Raw genomic sequence first — 20,456 nt, 5'->3', positions numbered from 1 at the left:
AAGTGCCGTGGGAATCCGGGTCGAGTCGGCGCAAGTGCCGTGGGAATTCGGGTCGAGTCGGCGCAAGCTCGTCGGCAACCGGCGAGCTTGCGCCGACTCGGCGTCGTTGTGCGGCGAGCTTGCGCCGACTCGGCGTCGTTGTGCGGCGAGCTTGCGCCGACTCGGCGTCGTTGTGCGGCGAGCTTGCGCCGACTCGGCGTCGTTGCGCGGCGAGCTTGCGCCGACTCGGCGTCGTTGTGCGGCGAGCTTGCGCCGAGTCGGCGTCGTTCCGGGGCGGTGACGGACGGCACTGACACCTGGCCGTCCGGCGTTGGTAGGCTGCCGCCACCACTCATCACGCCCGCACTGGGGAAAGCCGGTCGAAGTCCGGCGCTGACCCGCAACCGTAGGCCGTCCCGCACCTGCCCCGGCAGGATCGGGACTGCGAGCCGGAGCACCCGCTGCGACGCGTCCTGATCACACGCTGTCGAGGAAAGCAGCGGGTGGCGCCCGGCCTCCGGCCTCGGTTCCTGCCCGCTCTGCAGCGGGAAGGAAACACCATGCGTCACCTCCACCGTCCGGCCGCCGTCCTGGCCGCCGGCGCCCTCATCGCCACCACCATCGCCGGCGCCGCCCAGGCGGCCCCCGCCGACCGGAGCGGGCAGTGGCTGGACCGCCAGCTGACCGACGGGCTCGTCCACAACGACCAGTACGACTTCGACGACTACGGCCTGACCGCCGACACCGCGATCGCCCTGGACGCCATCGGCGGCCACCGCCCGGCGGTCAAGCAGGTGCGCAAGGCGCTCGCCGGGAACGTCGACGCCTGGACCACCTTCGGCGACGACGTCTACGCCGGCTCGGTGGCCAAGGCCCTCGTGCTGGCCGAGACGACCGGTGCCGATCCGCGTTCGTTCGGCGGCGTCGACCTGGTCAAGCGACTGGCGGCCCGGGTCAGCAGCAGCAAGCCCACGGTCGGCCGGATCCAGGACAAGGCCCAGACGGACTACGCCAACACCATCGGCCAGGCGCTCGCGGCCCGCGGGCTCGCCAAGGCCGGGTCGGGCAAGGCCGACGAGGCGGTCCGGTTCCTGCTGGAGCAGCAGTGCAGCGCGGGCTACTTTCGGCTGAACTTCGCCGGCCTCGCCAAGAAGGACCAGAGCTGCGACGCGGGCAAGCGCGCCACGACCAGCGCCCCGGACACCGACGTGACGGCGCTGGCGGTGCTGAACCTCAGGGCGACGCCCCACAAGACGAAGGCCGTGCGGTCCGCGATCAAGGACGCCGTGGCCTGGCTGAAGCGGCACCAGAAGGACAACGGCAGCTTCGGCGGCGGCCCTGCCACCGAGGCCAGCAACGCCAACAGCACCGGCCTGGCCGGGTGGGCGCTGGCCGAGGCGGGCGCCTGCAAGCCCGCGGCCAGGGCTGCGCGGTGGGTCAAGGGCCTGCAGGTCTCGGGCGACGTGTCCGGCACCCCGCTCGCGGGCGAGAAGGGCGCGATCGCCTACGACCGCGCCGCGTTCAAGGCTGCCAAGAGCGACGGCATCGGCGACGCGCAGCGCGACCAGTGGCGTCGGGCGACCTCGCAGGCCGCCCCGGCCCTGGCCTACCTGCAGGTCGAGAACTGCCGCTGATGCGCGCGCTCGTCGCCCGCCTCGCCGCCGCGGTCGTGCTGACCGCGGCGGCCGGGCTCGTCGTACCCGCCGCGCCGGCGACGGCCGCCGCCTGCCCCGACGCCGACGGCGTGACCGTGGTCGTCGACTACCACGAGCTCGGGGGAGGGCTGCAGCAGGTCTGTGACTCCGGCGGCGCCGGCAAGACCGCCGCCCAGCAGCTCACCGAGTCCGGCTTCACGCTGACCCGTGTGCAGCAGCAGCCCGGTTTCGTCTGCCGCGTCGACGGCCTGCCGACCCAGGACGAGGAGTCCTGCGTCCGCACGCCTCCCGCGGACGCCTACTGGGGCCTGTGGTGGTCCGACGGCACCTCCGGCACCTGGACCTACGCGACCGAGGGCGTGGACGCGCTCGAGGTCCCCGAGGGCGGCTACGTGGCCCTGTCGTGGAACGGCAGCTCCACCAAGTCCCCGCCGGGGGCGGCCCCGAGGGCCCACGCGAGCAGCTCTCCCAGCCCGACGCCGCACCCCACGGCCCATCCCACGACCAGCGGCGGTGGCACCGGTCCCGGGACCGGGGGGAGCAGCCCGTCCGGAGGCACGACCGACGGCAGCTCCCCGTCGGGCTCCACCTCGACGTCGCCGTCGGCCTCGGGCTCGGCGGTCCCGGACGACCAGATGGCGAAGCAGGAGGCCGGCAAGCGTTCGGAGAAGCGGGACTCCGCGGAGAAGAAGAAGCACACCCACGGTCCGACCGACGGGGCGTCGCCCTCCGCGGAGGACAGTGCGTCCCCCAGCCCCGCCTCGGCGACCTCGGACCCGCCCGGCACCGACTCGGGTGGCCTGCCGTCGTGGGTGGCCCCGGCCGCCATCGGCCTGCTGTTCGCAGCCGCGGCGGGCACGGCCGTCGTACGCCGCAGACGGGGGACCCCCGGACCGTGAGCTCCCGACTCCCGCGCGACCTGCACCCCGTGGCCTGGTGGCTGTGGGCCATCGGCCTGGCCACGGCCGCCTCGCTGACCACCAACCCGTTCGTCCTGCTGCTCCTGGTGGCGGCGACGACGGTGGTGGTGGTCGCGCGGCGGTCGGACCAGCCGTGGGCGCGGTCCTTCCGGCTCTACGTCGGGATGGCCGTGGTGATCGTGGTCGTGCGGGTGGTCTTCCGGCTGGTCTTCGGGGGCGGGTACGCCGGCACCGTGCTGCTCGACCTGCCCGAGGTGCCGCTGCCCGACTGGGTCGCGGGCATCACGCTGCTGGGGCCGGTGACCCTGGAGTCGCTGCTGGCCGGGCTCTACGACGGCCTCCGCCTCGGCACCATCGTGATCTGCGTCGGCGCCGCCAACTCGCTGGCGAACCCCAAGCGCCTGCTGCGCTCGGTCCCGCCGGCCCTCTACGAGATCGGCACGGCGCTGGTCGTCGCGGTCTCGGTGCTGCCGCAGCTCGCCGACAGCGCGCGGCGGGTGCGCGCCGCGCAGAGCCTCCGGGCCGGGGACACGAGCCGCGTCGGCCGGTTGCGCCGGTTCCTGGTGCCCGTGCTCGAGGACGCGCTCGAGCGCTCCCTGGCGCTCGCCGCCGGGATGGACGCCCGCGGCTACGGCCGCACCGGCGGTCTCTCGGCCGGGCGCCGGCGGCTGACCGGCGCGCTGATGCTGGCCGGTCTCGGGGGCATCTGCGTGGGTGTCTACGCGGTGCTCGACCGGACCGCCCCGCGCTACCTCGCGCTCCCGATGCTCGCCGCCGGCACGCTCGCCGCCGTCGTGGGCCTGCTGAGCGCGGGGCGCCGGGTCGAGCGGTCCCGCTACCGGCCCGACCCCTGGGAGTGGCCGGAGCTCGCCGTGGTCGCCGCCGGGGTGGTCACCGGCGCGCTCGGCTGGTGGGTGTCGCGCCACCAGGTGCCGCTCGCGTTCCCCGATCTATCGACGTTCCCCCAGGTCAGCGCGGTGTCGCTGCTCGCGGTCGCGGTCGCGCTCGGCGGCGGGCTCTGCGCGCCGCCGCCCCCCACGCCGTACGTCGCCCCGCGACCCGTCCGGCAGGAGGTGGCGGCATGATCGAGCTGCGCGGCATCCGTTTCGCCTACGACGACGCCCCGGTGCTCGACGGGGTCGACCTGACCATCGACGAGGGCGAGCTGGTCCTCGTGTCCGGCCCCACCGGGGTCGGCAAGTCGACGCTGCTCGGGGTCGTGACCGGGCTGGTCCCGCGGTTCAGCGGCGGTCGTCTCGACGGCGACGTGCTGCTGGACGGCGAGAGCGTCGTGGGTCGTCCGCCGCGCGAGCGCGCGCACGTCGTCGGGTACGTCGGCCAGGACCCGGCCGCCGGCTTCGTCACCGACACGGTCGAGGAGGAGCTGGCCTACGGCATGGAGCAGCTCGGGCTACCGCCGGAGACGATGCGCCGCCGGGTCGAGGAGACGCTGGACCTGCTCGGCATCGCCGACCTGCGGCACCGGGCGCTGCGCACCCTCTCGGGCGGGCAGCAGCAGCGGGTCGCGATCGGCTCCGTGCTGACCATGCACCCCCGGCTGCTGGTGCTCGACGAGCCGACGTCCGCCCTCGATCCCACGGCGGCCGAGGACGTGCTCGCCACCCTGACCCGGCTGGTGCACGACCTCGGGGTGTCGGTGCTGCTGGCCGAGCACCGCCTCGAGCGCGTGGTGCCGTTCGTCGACCGGATGTGCCTGATGACCGGGGACGGCGCCGTGCGGGTGGGGGAGCCGGTCGACCTGCTCGCCGACTCCCCGGTGGTGCCGCCGATCGTGGAGCTCGGCCGCGCCGCCGGTTGGCACCCGCTGCCGCTCAGCGTCCGCGACGCGCGGCGTCGGGCCCGTGGCCTCGGCGAGCGGCTGGGCACGCCGCCCCTGCAGCCCGAGGTCGCGACCGAGGCGGGCCTGCAGGCGCAGGGGGTGACCGTGGTGCACGGGCCGACCGTGGCGCTGCGCGACGTCGACGTCGCGCTCCCCGGTCGTCGCGTCACCGCCCTGATGGGGCGCAACGGCTCCGGCAAGTCGTCGCTGCTGTGGGCGCTGCAGGGCAGCGGTCGCCGGCACTCCGGGGACGTGCGGGTCGGGGCGCTGGACCCCGCGCGGCTCGATGCCGCCGGGCGTCGCTCGCTGGTCGGGCTGGTGCCGCAGAGTGCCGCGGACCTGCTCTATCTCGAGACGGTCGGCGAGGAGTGCGCCGCGGCGGACGGCGGCTCCGGCGAGTGCCGCCGGATCCTGGACCGGCTGGTGCCGGGGATCCCGGACGACCACCACCCCCGCGACCTCTCCGAGGGGCAGCGGCTCTCGCTCGCGCTGGCGCTCGTGCTGGCGACCCGACCCGACGTCGTGCTCCTCGACGAGCCGACCCGCGGCCTCGACTACGCCGCCAAGCACGTGCTGGCCGGGATCCTGCGCGACCTCGCCGCGGACGGGCACGCGGTGCTGGTGGCCACCCACGACGTCGAGTTCGTGGCCCAGGCGGCCGACGACGTGGTCGTGCTGGCCGAGGGTGAGGTCGTCTCCTCCGGGCCGGTACGCCGGGTGGTCGCCGAGTCGCCCGCCTTCGCCCCCCAGGTCACCAAGGTCCTCGGCGCCCCGTGGTTGCGCGTCGACGAGGTCGTCGCCGCGCTGGACGCCTCATGAGCCGCCCCGCCGTCGCGCTCGCGCCCCGGTCTGCGGTGGTGCTCGCCGTCGCCTCGATCGCCGGCCTGATGATGCTCGCCTGGCCGTTGCTGGTGCGGGTGCCCGACCACGCGCGTGTGGATCCGCCGTTCCTGTTCCTGGCCCTGCTGCCGATCGTCATCGCGGTGGTCCTCGCGGAGGTGAGCGAGGGCGGCATGGACCCGCGGGTCCTCGCGGTGCTGGGCGTGCTGAGCGCGATCAACGCGCTGCTGCGCGGCCTCTCGGCGGGCGTGGCCGGCGTGGAGCTGGTGTTCTTCCTGCTGATCCTGGCCGGCCGCGTCTTCGGGCCCGGCTTCGGCTTCGTGCTCGGCTGCACGTCGCTGTTCGCCTCGGCGCTGATGACGGCCGGGGTGGGGCCCTGGCTGCCGTTCCAGATGCTCGTGTCGGCGTGGGTCGGGATGGGTGCCGGCCTGCTCCCGGGACGCGTGACCGGTCGGGCCGAGATCCTCATGCTGGTGGTGTACGGCGTGTTCGCGGCGTACGCGTTCGGCCTGCTGATGAACCTCTCCAGCTGGCCCTTCACCCTCGGCATCGAGGTGCCGGGCCACGAGGGCTCGCTGTCGTTCGTGCCTGGTGACCCGGTGTGGGAGAACCTGCAGCGGTTCGGCGTCTACACGCTGCTGACCTCCACGGGCAGCTGGGACACCGGCCGCGCGATCACCAACTCGCTCGCGCTGGTGGTGCTCGGCCCGGCCGTGCTGACGACGCTGCGGCGGGCGTCGCGGCGGGCGACCGTCACCGGCACGATCGGCACCCGCGAGCCGAGCCGGGCGGCGGGCTAGCCGATCCTGCGTGCCCTGCTGCGCGGGTCCTGGTCGTTCTACGACGTCCGGTGCACGGCGACACCGCGGGAGCGCAGCTCGGCCTCGTCGGGACGACCTCGTCCACCGGGTCACACGGGGTCGACGAGGAGGATCCGGTCGTCGCCGGCGACCGGGTCGCCCCGGCCGTCGCGGTTGCTGGTCGTCACCCAGAGCCGGCCGTCGGGTGCGACGACGACGGTGCGCATCCGGCCGTACCGCCCGACGAAGAAGTCCGTGGGGTCGGTGGCCCGGGGACCGCTGACGTCGATGCGCCACAGCCGCTGCCCGCGCAGCGAGCCGAGCCAGAGGTGGCCGTCGGCGAAGGCCAGCCCGGACGGGGAGGCGACCTCGGGGTCCCAGACCACCTGGGGGTCGGTGAGCCCGTCGCGACCGCCACGCCCTTCGACGATCGGCCACCCGTAGTCGTGCCCCGGCTCGATCAGGTTGAGCTCGTCGAAGGTGTCCTGGCCGAACTCCGAGGCCCACAGCCGGTCGCGGTCGTCGAAGGCGAGGCCCTGCACGTTGCGGTGCCCGTAGGACCAGACCGGCGAGCCGGGGAAGGGGTTGCCGGGGGCGGGGTCGCCGTCGGGGGTGATCCGCAGGATCTTGCCGGCCAGGGAGTCCTTGTCCTGGGCGAGGTCGCCGACCCCCGTCTCACCGGTCGAGGCGTACAGGTAGCCGTCGGGGCCGAACGCGAGCCGGCCGCCGTCGTGGATGAAGCCGTTGGGGATGCCGTCGAGGACCACCTCGAGCGGTCCCAGGCGTCCACCGTCGTACGTCGTCTGCACGATCCGGTTGTCGACCGCGGTGGTCAGGTAGAGGTACAGCGTGCGGTCGCTGCGGAAGTCGGGGGACACCGCGACACCGAGCAGCCCGGACTCGCCGGCGTCGCCGGGCCCGACCGGGTCGTCGAGCGTGTCGACGACCTCGACCCGGTGTGCGGGGCCGTGGATGCGCAGCACCCGGCGGGTGTCCCGCTCGGTGACGATCGCGTCTCCGCCCGGCAGGAAGCCGATGCCCCACGGCACGCTGAGGCCGGTGGCGACGGTGCCCACGACGCGCGGCGGCCGGGCCGGACGGGGCGAGGACGTGGACGGCGTGGACGGCTCCTGCGACGACGCGCCACCGGTCGGCGACGCGGTGGCGGTGACCGTCTCGTCGGGGCGCGGAGACCCGTTCTCGGAGCACCCCGCGAGGACGCACGCCGCGAGCAGGCACCCGGCCAGGGACGACGCCTCGCGCGTCCGCACGTCAGCCCACCCGCTCCAGGAAGGCGCGCAGCAGGCCGTGGACGCGGTCGGGGTGCTCCATCTGGAGGAAGTGGCTGCCCCGCAGCTCGACGTACGTCGCGTCCACGAGTCGCTCGGCCGCGGTGGCCATGTGCCGGGCGCCGGCGAGCACGTCGAAGGTGCCGGCCACCAGCACGACCGGGACCCGGATCTGGCTGAGCGGGACCCGGGCGTGCTCGGAGGTGCGCAGCGCGAGGTGGAAGTACCACTCGACCGGGGTCTTGAGGAACTCCGCGACCGCGTGCGCCGCCAGCTCGGGGTCGGGCACCGGGAACATGAAGCCGGTGCGGGAGAGCACGGCGATGCCCCGGGGCCCGACCGGGAGCCGGGAGGCGACGGGGGTGAGCAGCCGGCCGCCGAGCCTCAGCGCGCGGGAGAGGTTGACCGTGATCGCTCGGGCGGCGAAGCGGGGGAGCAGCAGTGGGCCGAGCATCGTGGAGAAGGTGTCGCCCGGGACGCCGGCCACCGCGAACAGGCCGGAGACCCGCTCGGGGTGGGCGAGCGCGAGCTCGAACATCGTGTTGACGCCCATCGACCAGCCGACCAGCACCGCACGGTCGATGCCGAAGTGATCCATGACCGACAGCCCGTCCTCGACGAACTCCTCGATGCCGACCCGGTCGGGATCGGTGGGTCGGTCGGAGCCGCCGGTGCCCCGGTGGTTCCACGACACGACGCGGACGCCGCAGTCCGGGCTCAGCAGCGCCGGCCAGGCCCACGGGTTGGTGCCGAGGCCGTTGCAGAGCACCACGGTGGGGCCGTCGATGACGCCGTCCGGGTCGTTGGTCCAGGCCCGCAGCCGGGTCCCGTCGTCGGAGAGCACGTCGTGGAAGCCGACCGCGGTGGTGGTCGCGGTGCGCGTGGCGGGGGCGGGCATGCGCCCGATTGTGCCCCAGCGTCGAGCTGCGACGTGGGAGGAGTGGCTGAGCTCACCGGGTCCCCCAGGGAGGGGGGAGAGCCCGGTGAGCTCAGCCGTTCGCAGCCCTGCGGGCTGCCTCCTCCGCGAACGAGCCCTTGCCGAGAGCGGCGAGGAACTCCTCGACCTCGTCGAGCTCCGCACGCCGTTGTGCGAGTGCCGTGGAGGCGATCAGGGCGTTGCGTCGAGCCCGCTGCTGGGACTCGACGGGCCAGCTCAGCACGGCGCTCGCCAGGCGGTGGGCCGGCTGCGTGAGCGGCGACAGCGGCTGGGTCAGCAGTGCGGTGGTGAACATGAGCGGCTCCCGTGACGTGGTCGTGCCTCCACGCTAGGAGCCGTGCGCGTCACCGGCGTCAACGTCGTGTGACGTCTACGTGAACTCCGCCTGCCCCGGTCCGCATCAGTCCGGGACGGGCTCGGTGATGGCGTGGCCGCTGCGCGTCGCGCCGACGCTCGCGATCACCACGCAGGCCATCGCGACCCACTGCACGGGCTCGAGGAACTCCCCGAGCACCACGATGCCGGCGAGCGCGGCGGCGGCCGGCTCGAGGCTCATCAGGATGCTGAAGACCGCGGGGCTCAGGGACCGCAGGGCGACGAGCTCGCAGCTGTAGGGGATGACCGAGCTGAGCAGGCCGACCAGCGCGCCCAGCAGCACCACCCGCCCGTCCGCGAGGTCGGAGCCACCGGCGCCCAGGGCGAGCGGGGTGAGCAGCAGGGTGGCCACGACGCTGGCCACCGCCAGCCCGTCGAGGCCCGGCCACCGGCGTCCCGTCTGCGCGCTCAGCAGGATGTAGGTCGCCCAGGCGATGCCGGCGAGCAGCGCGAACAGCACGCCCGCGAGGGTGACGTCGCCGCGCTCCAGGCCCAGCAGGGCGACGCCCAGCGCCGCCAGGCCCACCCAGACCAGGTCCCGCGGGCGCCGGGAGCCGAGCACCGCCAGCGCGAGCGGGCCGACGAACTCGACGGTGACCGCGATGCCGAGGGGGATCCGGGCGAAGGACTGGTAGATCGCCCAGTTCATGACCCCGAGGCTGGCCCCGAACCCCGCGACGACCAGCCAGTCCCGGCCCGTACGCCGCAGCGCCGGGCGCGCGATCGCGACCAGCACGACCGCGCTGGTGACCAGCCGCAGCCACACGATCAGCGTGGGGGAGACCTCGTCGAAGAGGCTCTTCGCGACGCCCGCGCCGAACTGGACCGACAGGATCCCGACAAGCACCAGCCAGACCGGTGAAATCCGAGACGTCACCGGGTCAATGTAGGTGTCGGCGGCGCATGCTGTGATCAACGGGGTCAGGGGCGCGTCGCGAAGGGAGCAGTTGGATGGACACCGTGCTGTTGGTGGGCACCCGCAAGGGCCTGTGGATCGGAACCTCCGACGAGGCGCGCGAGGAGTGGCGGTTCACCGGTCCCCACTTCGACATGGAGGAGGTCTACTCCTGCCTGGTCGACACGCGGGGGGAGCGGCCACGGCTCCTCGTCGGCACCTCCAGTCCGTGGCTGGGTCCCCAGGTGCGTCGTTCCGACGACCTCGGCGCCTCCTGGGAGGAGACCCCGGGCGGCGCGATCCGCTTCCCCGAGGGCTCCGACGCCAAGGTCGAGCGGGTGTGGCAGCTCGTTCCCGGCGCCGAGCCCGGCGTCGTGTACGCCGGCACGGAGCCGGGCGCGGTCTGGCGCTCGACCGACGGCGGTGCGAGCTTCGCGCTCGAGCAGGCGCTCTGGGACCACCCGCACCGCCCGCAGTGGAACGCCGGCTTCGGCGGCCAGGCCTTCCACACCGTGCTCCCGCACCCGACCGACCCGGCCTCGGTCACGGCCGCGCTCTCGACCGGCGGCGTCTACCAGACCGCGGACGGCGGTGCCTCGTGGGAGCCGCGCAACCAGGGCATCCGGGCGGAGTTCCTGCCCGAGGGGCAGCAGTACCCCGAGTTCGGCCAGTGCGTGCACAAGGTGGCCCGGCACCCCTCCCGCCCCGAGCGGCTCTTCCTCCAGAACCACGGCGGTGTCTACCGCTCCGACGACCACGCCGCCTCGTGGCAGTCGATCGCGGACGGACTGCCGGCCGACTTCGGCTTCCCGGTCGTGGTCCACCCGCACGAGCCCGACACCGTCTACGTCTTCCCGATCAACGGCGGCGACGGGCGCTACCCACCGCAGGCGAAGGCGCGGGTCTGGCGCTCGCGGGATGCCGGGGAGTCGTGGGAGGAGCTCGGCAAGGGGCTGCCCGACGGGTTCTACGTCGCGGTCATGCGCGACGCCATGTGCGCCGACGGCCACGAGCAGGCGGGTCTCTACTTCGGCGCCCGCAACGGCGCGGTCTGGGGCTCGGCGGACGGCGGCGAGACCTGGCGCAACGTGGTCAGCGACCTGCCCGACGTGATGTGCGTGCGGGCCGCGGCGGTCTGACCCCGAACAGCAGACCCGCCCCGACGACGGCCGGGGCGGGTCTGGCGTGCTCGTGCGACGGCTCGGGTCAGTGCGAGCCCTCGAGCTCCTCGTCCTCGAGCGCGGCCTCGGCGCGCGTGTTCTCGATGTGGCGCTCCATCTCCCCGGTGGGGAGGCAGAACTTCATCGCCAGCGCGTAGATGGCGACCGAGAAGACGAGGATGAGCGGGACCGAGGACTGGAACGTCAGGAGGTTGAGGTTGCCGGCGGCCGGCTCGGGGTAGTTGCCGATCCAGGACAGCAGCACCAGCCCGCCCAGCCAGGGGAGCACCCAGCTCGCGCCGGCGGCGAAGTCGAGCTCGGGCACGTCGTTGCCGAGCACCTTGTAGATCGGTAGGAGCACGAAGCCGATCGCCACGGCGACGCCCAGCTTCCAGACGATGTCCCAGCCGGACCAGTACACGATCATGTTCGAGGCCCAGAAGGCGAGCACCGGGATCACGTGGCCGCCCGGGACCCGGAACGGCCGCTCGGCGTTCGGCAGCTGGCGGCGCAGCGCTCCCAGCACCAGCGGGCCCGAGGCGAACGAGAGCACCGTGGCGGAGGTGATGAAGCCGACCAGCTGCTGCCAGCTGGGGAACGGCAGGAACACGATCAGGCCGACGAAGAACGTCACGATCAGCGAGATCATCGGGACCCCGCGGTCGGTGGTGCGGGCCAGCGCCTGCGGCGCGTTGCGGTTCTTCGCCATCGCATAGGAGATGCGCGAGGTCGTGGTCGTGTAGATCAGGCCGGTGTCACCGGGGGAGACGATGGCGTCGGCGTACAGCAGGACCGCCAGCCAGCCGAGGCCGAGCGCGGTCGCGACCGCGGCGAGCGGCCCGAAGTCGCCGCTGAACGACAGTGCCGACCAGCTGCCGGACTTCTCCAGGTTGGCCGGGTCGAGGGCGCCGATGAAGGCGACCTGCAGGGCGATGTAGATCAGGCCGGTGATCAGCACTGAGCCGACGACCGCGATCGGGACGTTGCGACGCGGGTTGTCGGTCTCGCCCGCGAACTCGATGCCCTGGCGGAAGCCGAGGTAGGAGAACACGACGCCGGACGTCGCGATGGCGGTGAAGACGCCGTGCCAGCCCTGCGGCATGAAGCCGTGGCTGGTGAAGTTCTCGCCGTGCACCGCGCTCAGGAGGAACGCGGCGATCACGACGAGGATGATGAAGACCTTCCACCCGACCAGGGCGTTGTTGACCCGGGCGAACCAGCGGACGCCGAAGAAGTTCACGACGACGAAGAGGGCCATCAGGATCACGGCGCTCACGTAGCCCAGGCCGGTCAGCGTGTAGACGGTCTCGCCGGCGACCGTGTGGGCCGCGGTGAACGGGGCGTACTTCGTGGCGTACTGCAGCGCAGCCTCGACCTCGATGGGGGCCGTGGTCGCGACCGCCACCCACGTGATCCAGCCGGCGGAGTAGCTCGCGAACGAGCCGAAGGCCAGGTGGGGGAACCGGACGACGCCGCCGGACAGCGGGAACATCGTCCCGAGCTCGGCGTAGACGAGGGCGATCAGCAGGATCATCACGCCACCGAGCGCCCAGGAGATGATGGCCGCCGGCCCGGCCGCCACGGCCGCGTTCAGCGCGCCGAACAGCCATCCGGAGCCGATGATGGAGCCGACGCTGGCGAACAGCAGGCCGACCACTCCGACATGACGTTTGAGATCGGTCCGTTCCGCCGATCTGGGCTGGGTGTCCGTGGACATGTGCACCATCTCTTTTCCACCGAGGGTCGGGCTGGGTCCGGCGATTCGGCCGAACACTTTCCGATACCCGACGTGTGACGTGGCAAACCCGAGGCGGACGCAGCAGGATGTCGGCATGAGCCACTTCGAGGTCGTCCGCTCGACGCAGGTCCAGGCCGAGCCGGCGCGGGTGCACGCACTGGTGGTCGATTTCCACGCGTGGACCGCCTGGTCGCCCTGGGAGGGGCTGGACCCCGACCTGCGGCGCACCTACTCCGGGCCGGACTCGGGGGTGGGGGCCTACTACGCGTGGGCCGGCAACCGCAAGGCCGGTGAGGGCAGCATGGAGATCACGTCGTCGACGTCCGAGGCGATCGGGATCAAGCTGGCCTTCCTCAAGCCGTGGGCGGCCACGAACGACGTCACGTTCACCTTCGTGCCCACCGGGTCCGGGACCGAGGTCACCTGGCGGATGGACGGCGAGCACCGCGGCTTCGGCAGGGTGCTGGCGAAGGTCGTGCCGATGGACAGGCTGGTCGGCAGGGACTTCGAGAAGGGGCTCGCCCGGCTCAGGGCGGTCGCCGAGGCCGGCTGACCCCCGGTCAGGCCAGGGCGGAGAGCAGCAGCTCGACGGTACCGCCGTCGACCGGGTCGTCGAGGAACTCCGAGACCCAGGCCTCGTTGTCCGCGCGCCCCTCCTCGTCGACCGACGCGAGCCAGCGCTCGCACCCGGTCTGGAGGATGTGGTGGGTCTGGGCCACCAGCATGGTGAGGTCGGCGGGTCCGGTGATCCGGGCGGTTCCGCCCGCGTCGGCGTACGCGTCACGCACGGCCCGCATCCGGGCCGGCTCGCCGCAGCCGAACTCGTAGGTCACCATCGCGAGCTCGTGGGCGGGGCCGGCCGGGCCGCTGTTCTCCCAGTCGAGGACGACCAGGCCACCGTCGTGGCGTCGCAGCAGGTTGTCGGCCCAGAGGTCGCGGTGGCAGAGCTGGACGTCGTCCGGCGGGGCGAGCACGCGGGCCGCCTCGCCCATCGCCGGCAGCAGTGTGGCCAGCCGACCGGCGAACGGCGCGCCGGCGGACTCCAGCCGGGTGACCAGGACGTCCCAGACCGCGTGGTCGACGGCGTCGACGTACCACCCGTCGACGGGCTCGCGGGTCGGCACCCGCACGGCGTGCACGGCCGCCAGCAGCCGGCCGACCGCGACGGGGTCCAGCCGCTGCTCACGTGGCTGCACGTCGACCCAGCTGTAGGCGCGGACCGGCCCCTCCACGTCGACGAGTGCCGAGCCGTCGGGGGCGCGGACCACCGCGGGCATCGGCACACCGTGCGCCCGCACGGTGTCCTGGTACGCCGCGTCCCGCGCCACCTCGGCGGCCGAGACCGGGTGCGGGGTGTCCTTGACCGCCCAGGTCCCGCGGTCGGTCTCCAGCCGCCACACGCGTCCCAGCCGGCCGGCGGCCACCGGCCCCGTCAGGGTGGCGTGCCCGCCGAGCGCGAAGGCCCCGGCCACCCGAGCGCCGAGGTGCGGCTCCAGCATGACGGCACTGTAGGCACGGCCGGGACGGTCGCGAGGGGTTTCCGGCCGCACCCGTGCACCTTCTCGGCGTACGAGCCTGGGCCCGGCGGTGCCCTCGACCCGGACTAGGCTCCACGCCATGACCGACGAGCGCGCCCAGGACGGACAGATCGACATCAAGCCCCGCTCCCGCGACGTCACCGACGGCCTCGAGAAGGCGGCCGCCCGCGGCATGCTGCGCGCGGTCGGCATGGGGGACGAGGACTTCGCCAAGCCCCAGATCGGTGTCGCGTCGAGCTGGAACGAGATCACCCCCTGCAACCTGTCGCTCGACCGGCTCGCCAAGGCGGTGAAGAACGGCGTGCACGCGGCCGGCGGCTACCCGCTCGAGTTCGGCACGATCTCGGTCTCCGACGGCATCTCCATGGGTCACGAGGGCATGCACTTCTCGCTGGTGTCGCGCGAGGTCATCGCGGACTCGGTCGAGACCGTGATGATGGCCGAGCGGCTCGACGGCTCGGTCCTGCTGGCCGGCTGCGACAAGTCGCTGCCGGGCATGCTGATGGCGGCCGCGCGGCTCGACCTGGCCAGCGTGTTCCTCTACGCCGGGTCGATCATGCCGGGGCAGGTCGACGGCCGGGACGTCACGATCATCGACGCCTTCGAGGCGGTCGGTGCCTGCCTGGCCGGCAAGATCAGCCGCGAGGAGGTCGACCGCATCGAGCGCGCGATCTGCCCGGGTGAGGGCGCCTGCGGTGGCATGTACACCGCCAACACCATGGCCGCGGTGGGGGAGGCGCTCGGCATGTCGCTGCCCGGATCGGCCGCGCCGCCGGCCGTGGACCGGCGGCGGGACGGCTTCGCGCACCGCTCCGGGGAGGCGGTTGTGGAGATGCTGCGGCGCGGCATCACCGCCCGCCAGATCATGACGAAGGAGGCGTTCGAGAACGCCATCACCGTCGTCATGGCGCTCGGCGGCTCCACCAACGCGGTCCTGCACCTGCTCGCGATCGCCCGCGAGGCCGAGGTCGACCTGACCCTCGACGACTTCAACCGGATCGGCGACAAGGTCCCGCACCTCGGCGACCTCAAGCCCTTCGGGAAGTACGTCATGAACGACGTCGACAAGGTCGGCGGCATCCCCATGGTGATGAAGGCGCTGCTCGACGCCGGCCTGATGCACGGCGACTGCCTGACCGTCACCGGGCGCACGATGCGCGAGAACCTCGAGGCGCTGGCCCCGCCGGCCGTCGACGACGACGTCATCCGCAGGCTCGACCGGCCGATCCACAGGACCGGAGGCCTGACCATCCTCAAGGGCACACTGGCGCCCGAGGGTGCGGTGGTGAAGTCCGCCGGGTTCGACGAGTCGGTCTTCACCGGCACGGCCCGGGTGTTCGACGGCGAGCGGGCCGCCATGGACGCCCTGGCCGCCGGCCGGATCACCGCCGGAGACGTCGTGGTGATCCGCTACGAGGGTCCCAAGGGCGGTCCCGGCATGCGCGAGATGCTGGCGATCACCGGCGCCATCAAGGGCGCCGGTCTCGGCAAGGACGTGCTGCTGCTCACCGACGGCCGGTTCTCCGGTGGCACGACCGGCCTGTGCGTCGGCCACGTCGCCCCCGAGGCCGTCGACGCCGGCCCGATCGCCTTCGTCCGCGACGGTGACCGGATCACGCTCGACGTCGCCAACCGCCGGCTCGACGTCGAGATCGACGGCGACGACGAGTGGGGGGCGCGCAAGCAGGGCTGGGAGCCGCACCCGCCGAAGTACACCCGCGGGGTGCTCGGCAAGTACGCCAAGGTCGTGCAGTCCGCCGCCCACGGCGCGGTCACCAGCTGACCTCCCGGCTGCTCGCGGTCGGCCCCCACGCCGGCGCCCACCGGGTGGCCCTGCGGGCCGGCGTCAGCGTCCTCGTCCCGCTGCTGGCCCTGTGGGCCGTCGGCCGGCAGGAGTGGTCGATCTACGCGGCGTTCGGCGCGTTCACCTCGCTCTACGGGCGCAACCACCTGCAGCTGTCGCGGACCCGTATGCAGGCCACGCTGGCGGTGCTGCTCACCGCGGCGACCGCGGCCGGTGTCGTCGTGGGCCTCTCGCCGCACCGAGCCTGGCTGGCGGTGCCCGCAACGGCACTGGTGGCGGCCGGCGGGTCCCTCGTCTCCGACGCCCAGGACTGGCACCCGCCCGGGCCGCTGTTCCTGGTGTTCGCGTTCGCGGCGTGCGCCTCGCTCCCGAGCGCTCCCGTCGACGTGCTCGCGGCGGTGGCCGTCGCGGGCTCCTCCGCGGCCTTCTCCGTGCTCGTCGGCGCGGCGGGGGGCTGGTGGCGCCGGGCCCGCACCGAGCCTGCCGCGCCACGCCCCGCCGTACGACGCAGCGGGTACGCCGAGGTCGCGCGCCGGCACGCGCTGCGCAACGCTCTCGCGGTGCTGCTCGCCGGGACGATCGCGACGGCGGCCGGGATCGGGCACCCGTACTGGGCGATGGTCTCCGCGGTCGTGCCGCTGGCGGCTCGCGACCTCGGCCACCAGGCCTCCCGCGGCCTGCACCGCGTCGTCGGCACCGGGCTGGGGCTCGCCGTCGCGGCAGTGCTGTTCGCGCTCGACCCCCGCGGGCTGGTGCTCATCGGCGTGATCGTGCTGCTCCAGGTCGCCGCGGAGCTGCTCGTCGGCCGCAACTACGCGCTGGCGCTGGTGGCGGTCACCCCGCTGGCGCTGCTGATGGTGCACGTCGTCGCGCCGACCCCTGCCGGCACCCTGCTCTGGGACCGCGGCGTCGAGACGGTCATCGGCGTCGTGATCGGGCTCGGCGTCGGCTGGCTGACGCGTCGGCCGGCCCGGGAGGCACCGGGTCCGGTAGACATGGCGCGTGACTGATCCCATGGCCGAGCAGCTCGACCGCGACGACCCGCTGGCGTCGTACCGTGACCACTTCGTCGGTGCGGAGGCGCCGCTGGTCTACTTCGACGGCAACTCGCTGGGCCGTCCGCTGCGGGTGACCGGGCCGCGGCTGGCCCGCTTCGTGGAGGAGGAGTGGGGCGGCCGGCTGATCCGCGGGTGGGACGAGCGGTGGTTCGAGCTGCCCCTCGCGATCGGGGACGAGCTCGGGCGGACCTGCCTCGGTGCGGGTCCCGGCCAGACCACGATCGGCGACTCCACGACCGTGCTGCTCTACAAGGCCATGCGCGCGGCCCTCGCGGCACGGCCGGGACGCACCGAGGTCGTCGTGGACCGCGACAACTTCCCGACCGACCGCTTCCTGGCCCAGGGCCTCGAGCGCGAGTGCGGTGTCCGGCTGCGCTGGATCGACGCGGACCCGACCGCCGGCGTGACCGCCGAGCAGCTCGCGGGGGCCGTCGGAGCGCAGACGGCGCTGGTGCTGCTCAGCCACGTGGCCTACCGCTCGGCCTGGCTCGCCGACCTGCCCGAGCTGACCCGCATCGCCCACGACGCCGGCGCGCTCGTGCTGTGGGACCTCAGCCACTCGGTCGGATCGGTGCCGCTGCAGCTCGACACGGCCGAGGTGGACCTCGCCGTGGGCTGCACCTACAAGTACCTCAACGGCGGACCCGGCTCGCCGGCCTTCGTCTACGTCGCCGAGCGCCACCTCGCCGACCTCACCCAGCCGATCCAGGGCTGGATGGGTGCCGCCGACCCGTTCCTGATGGGCCCCGAGTACGCACCCGCGGACGGGATCAGGCGCTTCCTGTCCGGGACGCCGCCGATCCTGGGGATGCTCGCCGTGCAGGACATGCTGGCGCTCGTCGACGAGGTGGGGATGCCCGCGGTCCGGGACAAGTCGGTGGCCCTGACCGAGTACGCCGTCGCGGTGGCCGACGAGCTGCTCGCGCCGGCCGGCGTCACGCTCGCCTCGCCCCGGGACCCGAAGCGACGCGGTGGCCACGTGACGCTGAACCACCCGCGGATGCGCGAGGTGACCGCGACGCTGTGGCAGCGCGACGTGATCCCGGACTACCGGGACCCGGACGGGCTCAGGATCGGGCTCTCGCCGCTCTCGACCTCCTTCGAGGAGGTACGCCGCGGGCTCGAGGCCGTCCGCGAGGTGCTGGTGGCCGAGGTGGGCTGAGCCCGCCGGGCGAGCAGGTTGCTGGCGACCAGCGCGGCCAGGGTGACCGCGACGCCGAGCAGCTCCCCGGGGTGGGGTGAGTCGCCGCGCAGCGCCTGGAGCGCGAACGTCGTCACGGGCACCAGGTTGATGAACAGGACGCCGTCCTGGGCGCCGAGCGCGCGCATGGCGTGGTTCCAGCAGAGCACGGCCACGACCCCGGCCGCGAGCGTGATGTAGGCGAGCTGCCACCCCACGGCCGCCACGTCGACGGGGGCCGGCGCGTGCAGCACGCCGACGGCGCTGAGGGCGACCGCGATCGCGATGATCACCACGCTGCCGGCGCTGGCGCTCAGCGCGGTGTAGCGCAGCGGCGACCAGCCGGGCACCGTCGCCGCCCCCGTCGTGTAGACGACCCACGAGGTGGCACCGAGGAGCACCAGGAGCTCGCCCCACCCGACGCCGCCGTGCAGCACCCGCCCGACGTGCCCGTCGCCGAGCACGAGCGCCACGCCGAGGAGGGCGACGGCGCTGGTCCACCAGGTGGCCGGCCGAGGTACGACGCCGGTACGGGCCCACAGCACGAACGCCGTGATGAGCGGCATCGTCGAGACGATCAGGGACGCCGCCTGCGGGGTCGTCATCGTGAGACCGACGAAGGCGAGCAGGTTGAAGCCGGCGAAGCCGATGGTGCCGAGCACCGCCACGCGGGGGAGCTGCGCGTCGCGGGCGAACGCCGTACGCCCCTCCACGGCGGCGAGCAGGACGAGCAGGACGAGACCGGCCGAGCCGTACCGGATGGCCGTCTGCCAGACGGGGTCGACCTGGTCGAAGGCCGAGGCGGCGACGACGAACTGACCACCCCAGGTCAGGGTCGTGACGACCGCGGCAACGGCGCCGAGGGAGCGGGGGTTGGGCATCTGAGGACCTTCCGGACGGGTGGATCTGACCCGCCCAGCGTGCGACCGGCCGGGGCCAGTCGACAGTGGCCCGCAGGACAGGGTTCGCCAGATTCGGGCCATCGATGCGCGTGTGGCCCGAACCGAGCGACAGATGGCCCGCGGGCCGTGGTGACGGCGACGTCCGGTCCCTAGGCTGGGGCCGACGAAAGGAGGCCCGATGGCCAGGATCGCCGTGGTCGCCATGGACCGGACCCCGCTGTTCCACCTGTCCGTGCCCTGCGAGGTGCTCGGCGCCGACCGCAGCGACATGGGGTTGCCGCGCCACGAGGTGCTGGTGGCGCGGGCCGAGCGTGGCCCGCTGCAGACCAGCAGCGGGGTCACGCTGCAGACGCCGTACGGCCTCGAGGTCCTCGAGGACGCCGAGATCGTCATCGTCCCGTGGTGGGGGCGGCTCGCCGGCGAGGCCCCGCCCGCCCGGCTGCTGGCCGCGCTGCGCCGCGCGCACGCCCGCGGGGCGAGGATCGCCGGGCTGTGCGGGGGAGCGTTCGTCCTCGCCGAGGCGGGGCTGCTCGACGGGCGCCGGGCCACGACCCACTGGCGGTACGCCGACGAGCTGGCCACGAGGTACCCGCTCGTGCGGGTGGAGCCGAAGGTGCTCTACGTCGACGAGGGGGACGTGCTCACCTCGGCCGGCACCGCCGCGGCGATCGACCTGTGCCTGCACCTGCTGCGCAGCCTGAGCGGTGCCGAGGTGGCCAACGCGGTCGCCCGGCGGATGGTGGTGCCGCCGCACCGGTCGGGTGGCCAGGCGCAGTACGTCGACGTACCCGTCCCCGCCGTGCGCGACGACGACGGGCTGGCCGTCGCCATGCGCTGGGCGCTCGAGCACCTCGACGAGCCCCTCGGGGTCGAGGACCTCGCCGACCGGGCCGTGATGAGCCGGCGCACCTTCACCCGCCAGTTCCGCCAGCGAACCGGCACCAGTGCCCACCAGTGGCTGCTGCAGCAGCGCACGCTGCTGGCCCAGCGGCTGCTGGAGACCACCGACCTGCCGGTCGAGGTCGTCGCGCACCGCAGCGGCTTCGGGTCGGCGGTCACGCTGCGCAGCCACTTCCAGCGCTCGCTGGGAACCTCGCCGCGGGACTACCGTGCGACGTTCTCGCGCGACGCCCACCCCGAGCTCGAGCGCATCACGGCGGGGTAGCGACACTCAGCCGTGCACGTGGTCCCGCCAGTCCGCGGGGACCCGGCCGCGCGGACCCGGCGCCGGCTGGTCCTCGGGGTGCGACGTCGGTGGCGCCAGCGCGACGCCGACGACCCCCTTCTCCCGGGCGTAGTCCCAGAACCAGTCCTCGCCCGGCTCGAAGCTGGTGACGACCGCGTGCCCGGTCGCGCGGTAGTGGGCGGTGGCGTGCTGCGCCGGCGAGCTGTCGCAGCAGCCGACGTGGCCGCACCGCGCGCAGCGCCGGAGATGGACCCACCAGCCGCCGCCGGCGTCGCACTCCACGCATCCGGTCCCGGAGGGCGGCACGGTCGGGTCGATGTCGTCGTGGCTCACCCTCACGAGCGTAGGGGCATGTCGGTG

General features: G+C 73.7%; 19 protein-coding genes and 1 riboswitch. Of the genes, 11 read left to right on the top strand and 8 right to left on the bottom strand.

Annotation, left to right across the window (positions count from 1 at the left end):
• Positions 1 to 348: 348 nt before the first annotated feature.
• A riboswitch (cobalamin riboswitch) is annotated at positions 349 to 439 on the top strand.
• Between the two features lie 100 nt (positions 440 to 539).
• The 5 genes from ACFO9I_RS20380 to ACFO9I_RS20360 are packed head-to-tail and all read left to right on the top strand — an operon-like array spanning position 540 to position 6,034.
• The gene (locus tag ACFO9I_RS20380) at positions 540 to 1,613 is read left to right on the top strand and encodes a hypothetical protein (RefSeq protein WP_379184249.1); all 1,074 of its coding nucleotides are present in this window, start codon (positions 540 to 542) and stop codon (positions 1,611 to 1,613) included.
• Positions 1,613 to 2,533, top strand: a complete 921-nt coding sequence (locus ACFO9I_RS20375) for a hypothetical protein (RefSeq protein WP_379184248.1) — start codon at positions 1,613 to 1,615, stop codon at positions 2,531 to 2,533. The genes ACFO9I_RS20380 and ACFO9I_RS20375 overlap by 1 nt, the downstream gene beginning before the upstream one ends.
• On the top strand, positions 2,530 to 3,639 hold the full coding sequence (locus ACFO9I_RS20370; RefSeq protein ID WP_379184246.1) for an energy-coupling factor transporter transmembrane component T: 1,110 nt from the start codon (positions 2,530 to 2,532) through the stop codon (positions 3,637 to 3,639). Before ACFO9I_RS20375 ends, ACFO9I_RS20370 begins: the two co-directional genes overlap by 4 nt.
• Entirely contained in the window at positions 3,636 to 5,213 is a 1,578-nt protein-coding gene (locus ACFO9I_RS20365; RefSeq protein ID WP_379184244.1) for an ABC transporter ATP-binding protein, read from the top strand. The genes ACFO9I_RS20370 and ACFO9I_RS20365 overlap by 4 nt, the downstream gene beginning before the upstream one ends.
• On the top strand, positions 5,210 to 6,034 hold the full coding sequence (locus ACFO9I_RS20360) for an ECF transporter S component (protein ID WP_379184242.1): 825 nt from the start codon (positions 5,210 to 5,212) through the stop codon (positions 6,032 to 6,034). The genes ACFO9I_RS20365 and ACFO9I_RS20360 overlap by 4 nt, the downstream gene beginning before the upstream one ends.
• A gap of 110 nt (positions 6,035 to 6,144) precedes the next feature.
• Here the strand turns inward: ACFO9I_RS20360 and ACFO9I_RS20355 are convergent, their stop codons facing one another.
• The 4 genes from ACFO9I_RS20355 to ACFO9I_RS20340 form a co-directional block, all read right to left on the bottom strand.
• On the bottom strand, positions 6,145 to 7,305 hold the full coding sequence (locus ACFO9I_RS20355; RefSeq protein ID WP_379184240.1) for a PQQ-dependent sugar dehydrogenase: 1,161 nt from the start codon (positions 7,303 to 7,305) through the stop codon (positions 6,145 to 6,147).
• Position 7,306: 1 nt separating this feature from the next.
• On the bottom strand, positions 7,307 to 8,221 hold the full coding sequence (locus tag ACFO9I_RS20350; protein WP_379184238.1) for an alpha/beta fold hydrolase: 915 nt from the start codon (positions 8,219 to 8,221) through the stop codon (positions 7,307 to 7,309).
• Positions 8,222 to 8,312: 91 nt separating this feature from the next.
• Positions 8,313 to 8,555: a hypothetical protein gene (locus ACFO9I_RS20345; protein ID WP_379184236.1), complete on the bottom strand. Its 243-nt coding sequence runs from the start codon at positions 8,553 to 8,555 to the stop codon at positions 8,313 to 8,315.
• Positions 8,556 to 8,660: 105 nt separating this feature from the next.
• Complete coding sequence (locus tag ACFO9I_RS20340; protein WP_379184234.1) at positions 8,661 to 9,512, bottom strand: EamA family transporter; 852 nt, start codon at positions 9,510 to 9,512, stop codon at positions 8,661 to 8,663.
• 74 nt (positions 9,513 to 9,586) lie between these two features.
• Here ACFO9I_RS20340 and ACFO9I_RS20335 point away from each other — a divergent pair, with 74 nt between their 5' ends.
• Entirely contained in the window at positions 9,587 to 10,669 is a 1,083-nt protein-coding gene (locus ACFO9I_RS20335; RefSeq protein WP_379184232.1) for a WD40/YVTN/BNR-like repeat-containing protein, read from the top strand.
• 67 nt (positions 10,670 to 10,736) lie between these two features.
• Here ACFO9I_RS20335 and ACFO9I_RS20330 read toward each other — a convergent pair whose 3' ends face one another.
• On the bottom strand, positions 10,737 to 12,407 hold the full coding sequence (locus tag ACFO9I_RS20330) for an APC family permease (protein ID WP_379184231.1): 1,671 nt from the start codon (positions 12,405 to 12,407) through the stop codon (positions 10,737 to 10,739).
• A gap of 115 nt (positions 12,408 to 12,522) precedes the next feature.
• Here ACFO9I_RS20330 and ACFO9I_RS20325 point away from each other — a divergent pair, with 115 nt between their 5' ends.
• Positions 12,523 to 12,981 carry an SRPBCC family protein gene (locus tag ACFO9I_RS20325; protein WP_379184229.1) on the top strand — a complete coding sequence of 153 codons (459 nt, stop codon included), beginning with the start codon at positions 12,523 to 12,525 and terminating at the stop codon, positions 12,979 to 12,981.
• A 7-nt stretch (positions 12,982 to 12,988) separates the two neighbouring features.
• Here ACFO9I_RS20325 and ACFO9I_RS20320 read toward each other — a convergent pair whose 3' ends face one another.
• Positions 12,989 to 13,927: a phosphotransferase enzyme family protein gene (locus tag ACFO9I_RS20320; RefSeq protein WP_379184227.1), complete on the bottom strand. Its 939-nt coding sequence runs from the start codon at positions 13,925 to 13,927 to the stop codon at positions 12,989 to 12,991.
• 118 nt (positions 13,928 to 14,045) lie between these two features.
• On the opposite strand from ACFO9I_RS20320, the gene ilvD reads away from it, so the two are divergent.
• From ilvD to ACFO9I_RS20305, 3 genes are read left to right on the top strand one after another with little or no spacing between them, the layout of a single operon-like run.
• On the top strand, positions 14,046 to 15,749 hold the full coding sequence (gene ilvD, locus ACFO9I_RS20315) for a dihydroxy-acid dehydratase (protein ID WP_379184225.1): 1,704 nt from the start codon (positions 14,046 to 14,048) through the stop codon (positions 15,747 to 15,749).
• Positions 15,750 to 15,793: 44 nt separating this feature from the next.
• Positions 15,794 to 16,780, top strand: a complete 987-nt coding sequence (locus tag ACFO9I_RS20310) for an FUSC family protein (protein WP_379184223.1) — start codon at positions 15,794 to 15,796, stop codon at positions 16,778 to 16,780.
• On the top strand, positions 16,773 to 17,990 hold the full coding sequence (locus ACFO9I_RS20305) for a kynureninase (protein ID WP_379184221.1): 1,218 nt from the start codon (positions 16,773 to 16,775) through the stop codon (positions 17,988 to 17,990). Before ACFO9I_RS20310 ends, ACFO9I_RS20305 begins: the two co-directional genes overlap by 8 nt.
• Here ACFO9I_RS20305 and ACFO9I_RS20300 read toward each other — a convergent pair.
• The gene (locus ACFO9I_RS20300) at positions 17,876 to 18,889 is read right to left on the bottom strand and encodes a DMT family transporter (protein WP_379184219.1); all 1,014 of its coding nucleotides are present in this window, start codon (positions 18,887 to 18,889) and stop codon (positions 17,876 to 17,878) included. The two genes, ACFO9I_RS20305 and ACFO9I_RS20300, sit on opposite strands and share 115 nt — an antisense overlap.
• Before the next feature lie 199 nt (positions 18,890 to 19,088).
• On the opposite strand from ACFO9I_RS20300, the gene ACFO9I_RS20295 reads away from it, so the two are divergent.
• Positions 19,089 to 20,075, top strand: a complete 987-nt coding sequence (locus ACFO9I_RS20295) for a GlxA family transcriptional regulator (RefSeq protein ID WP_379184217.1) — start codon at positions 19,089 to 19,091, stop codon at positions 20,073 to 20,075.
• A gap of 6 nt (positions 20,076 to 20,081) precedes the next feature.
• On the opposite strand, the gene ACFO9I_RS20290 is transcribed toward ACFO9I_RS20295, so the two are convergent.
• Positions 20,082 to 20,429, bottom strand: a complete 348-nt coding sequence (locus ACFO9I_RS20290) for a UBP-type zinc finger domain-containing protein (RefSeq protein WP_379184215.1) — start codon at positions 20,427 to 20,429, stop codon at positions 20,082 to 20,084.
• Positions 20,430 to 20,456 lie beyond the last annotated feature (27 nt).

Source organism: Nocardioides sp. GCM10023255, from assembly GCF_042653125.1.
Lineage (GTDB): Bacteria > Actinomycetota > Actinomycetes > Propionibacteriales > Nocardioidaceae > Nocardioides.
Note: the sequence above shows the minus strand (reverse complement) of the source record. Positions and strands in the feature narration are given on the sequence as shown.

Excerpts from the sequence above, each read along its gene's own strand:
- ACFO9I_RS20335 (WP_379184232.1), top strand. The coding sequence starts at position 9,587 with ATGGACACCGTGCTGTTGGTGGGCACCCGCAAGGGCCTGTGGATCGGA.
- ACFO9I_RS20350 (WP_379184238.1), bottom strand. The coding sequence starts at position 8,221 with ATGCCCGCCCCCGCCACGCGCACCGCGACCACCACCGCGGTCGGCTTC.
- ACFO9I_RS20345 (WP_379184236.1), bottom strand. The coding sequence starts at position 8,555 with ATGTTCACCACCGCACTGCTGACCCAGCCGCTGTCGCCGCTCACGCAG.
- ACFO9I_RS20365 (WP_379184244.1), top strand. The coding sequence starts at position 3,636 with ATGATCGAGCTGCGCGGCATCCGTTTCGCCTACGACGACGCCCCGGTG.
- ACFO9I_RS20360 (WP_379184242.1), top strand. The coding sequence starts at position 5,210 with ATGAGCCGCCCCGCCGTCGCGCTCGCGCCCCGGTCTGCGGTGGTGCTC.
- ACFO9I_RS20330 (WP_379184231.1), bottom strand. The coding sequence starts at position 12,407 with ATGTCCACGGACACCCAGCCCAGATCGGCGGAACGGACCGATCTCAAA.
- ilvD (WP_379184225.1), top strand. The coding sequence starts at position 14,046 with ATGACCGACGAGCGCGCCCAGGACGGACAGATCGACATCAAGCCCCGC.
- ACFO9I_RS20325 (WP_379184229.1), top strand. The coding sequence starts at position 12,523 with ATGAGCCACTTCGAGGTCGTCCGCTCGACGCAGGTCCAGGCCGAGCCG.
- ACFO9I_RS20375 (WP_379184248.1), top strand. The coding sequence starts at position 1,613 with ATGCGCGCGCTCGTCGCCCGCCTCGCCGCCGCGGTCGTGCTGACCGCG.
- ACFO9I_RS20380 (WP_379184249.1), top strand. The coding sequence starts at position 540 with ATGCGTCACCTCCACCGTCCGGCCGCCGTCCTGGCCGCCGGCGCCCTC.
- ACFO9I_RS20300 (WP_379184219.1), bottom strand. The coding sequence starts at position 18,889 with ATGCCCAACCCCCGCTCCCTCGGCGCCGTTGCCGCGGTCGTCACGACC.
- ACFO9I_RS20295 (WP_379184217.1), top strand. The coding sequence starts at position 19,089 with ATGGCCAGGATCGCCGTGGTCGCCATGGACCGGACCCCGCTGTTCCAC.
- ACFO9I_RS20320 (WP_379184227.1), bottom strand. The coding sequence starts at position 13,927 with ATGCTGGAGCCGCACCTCGGCGCTCGGGTGGCCGGGGCCTTCGCGCTC.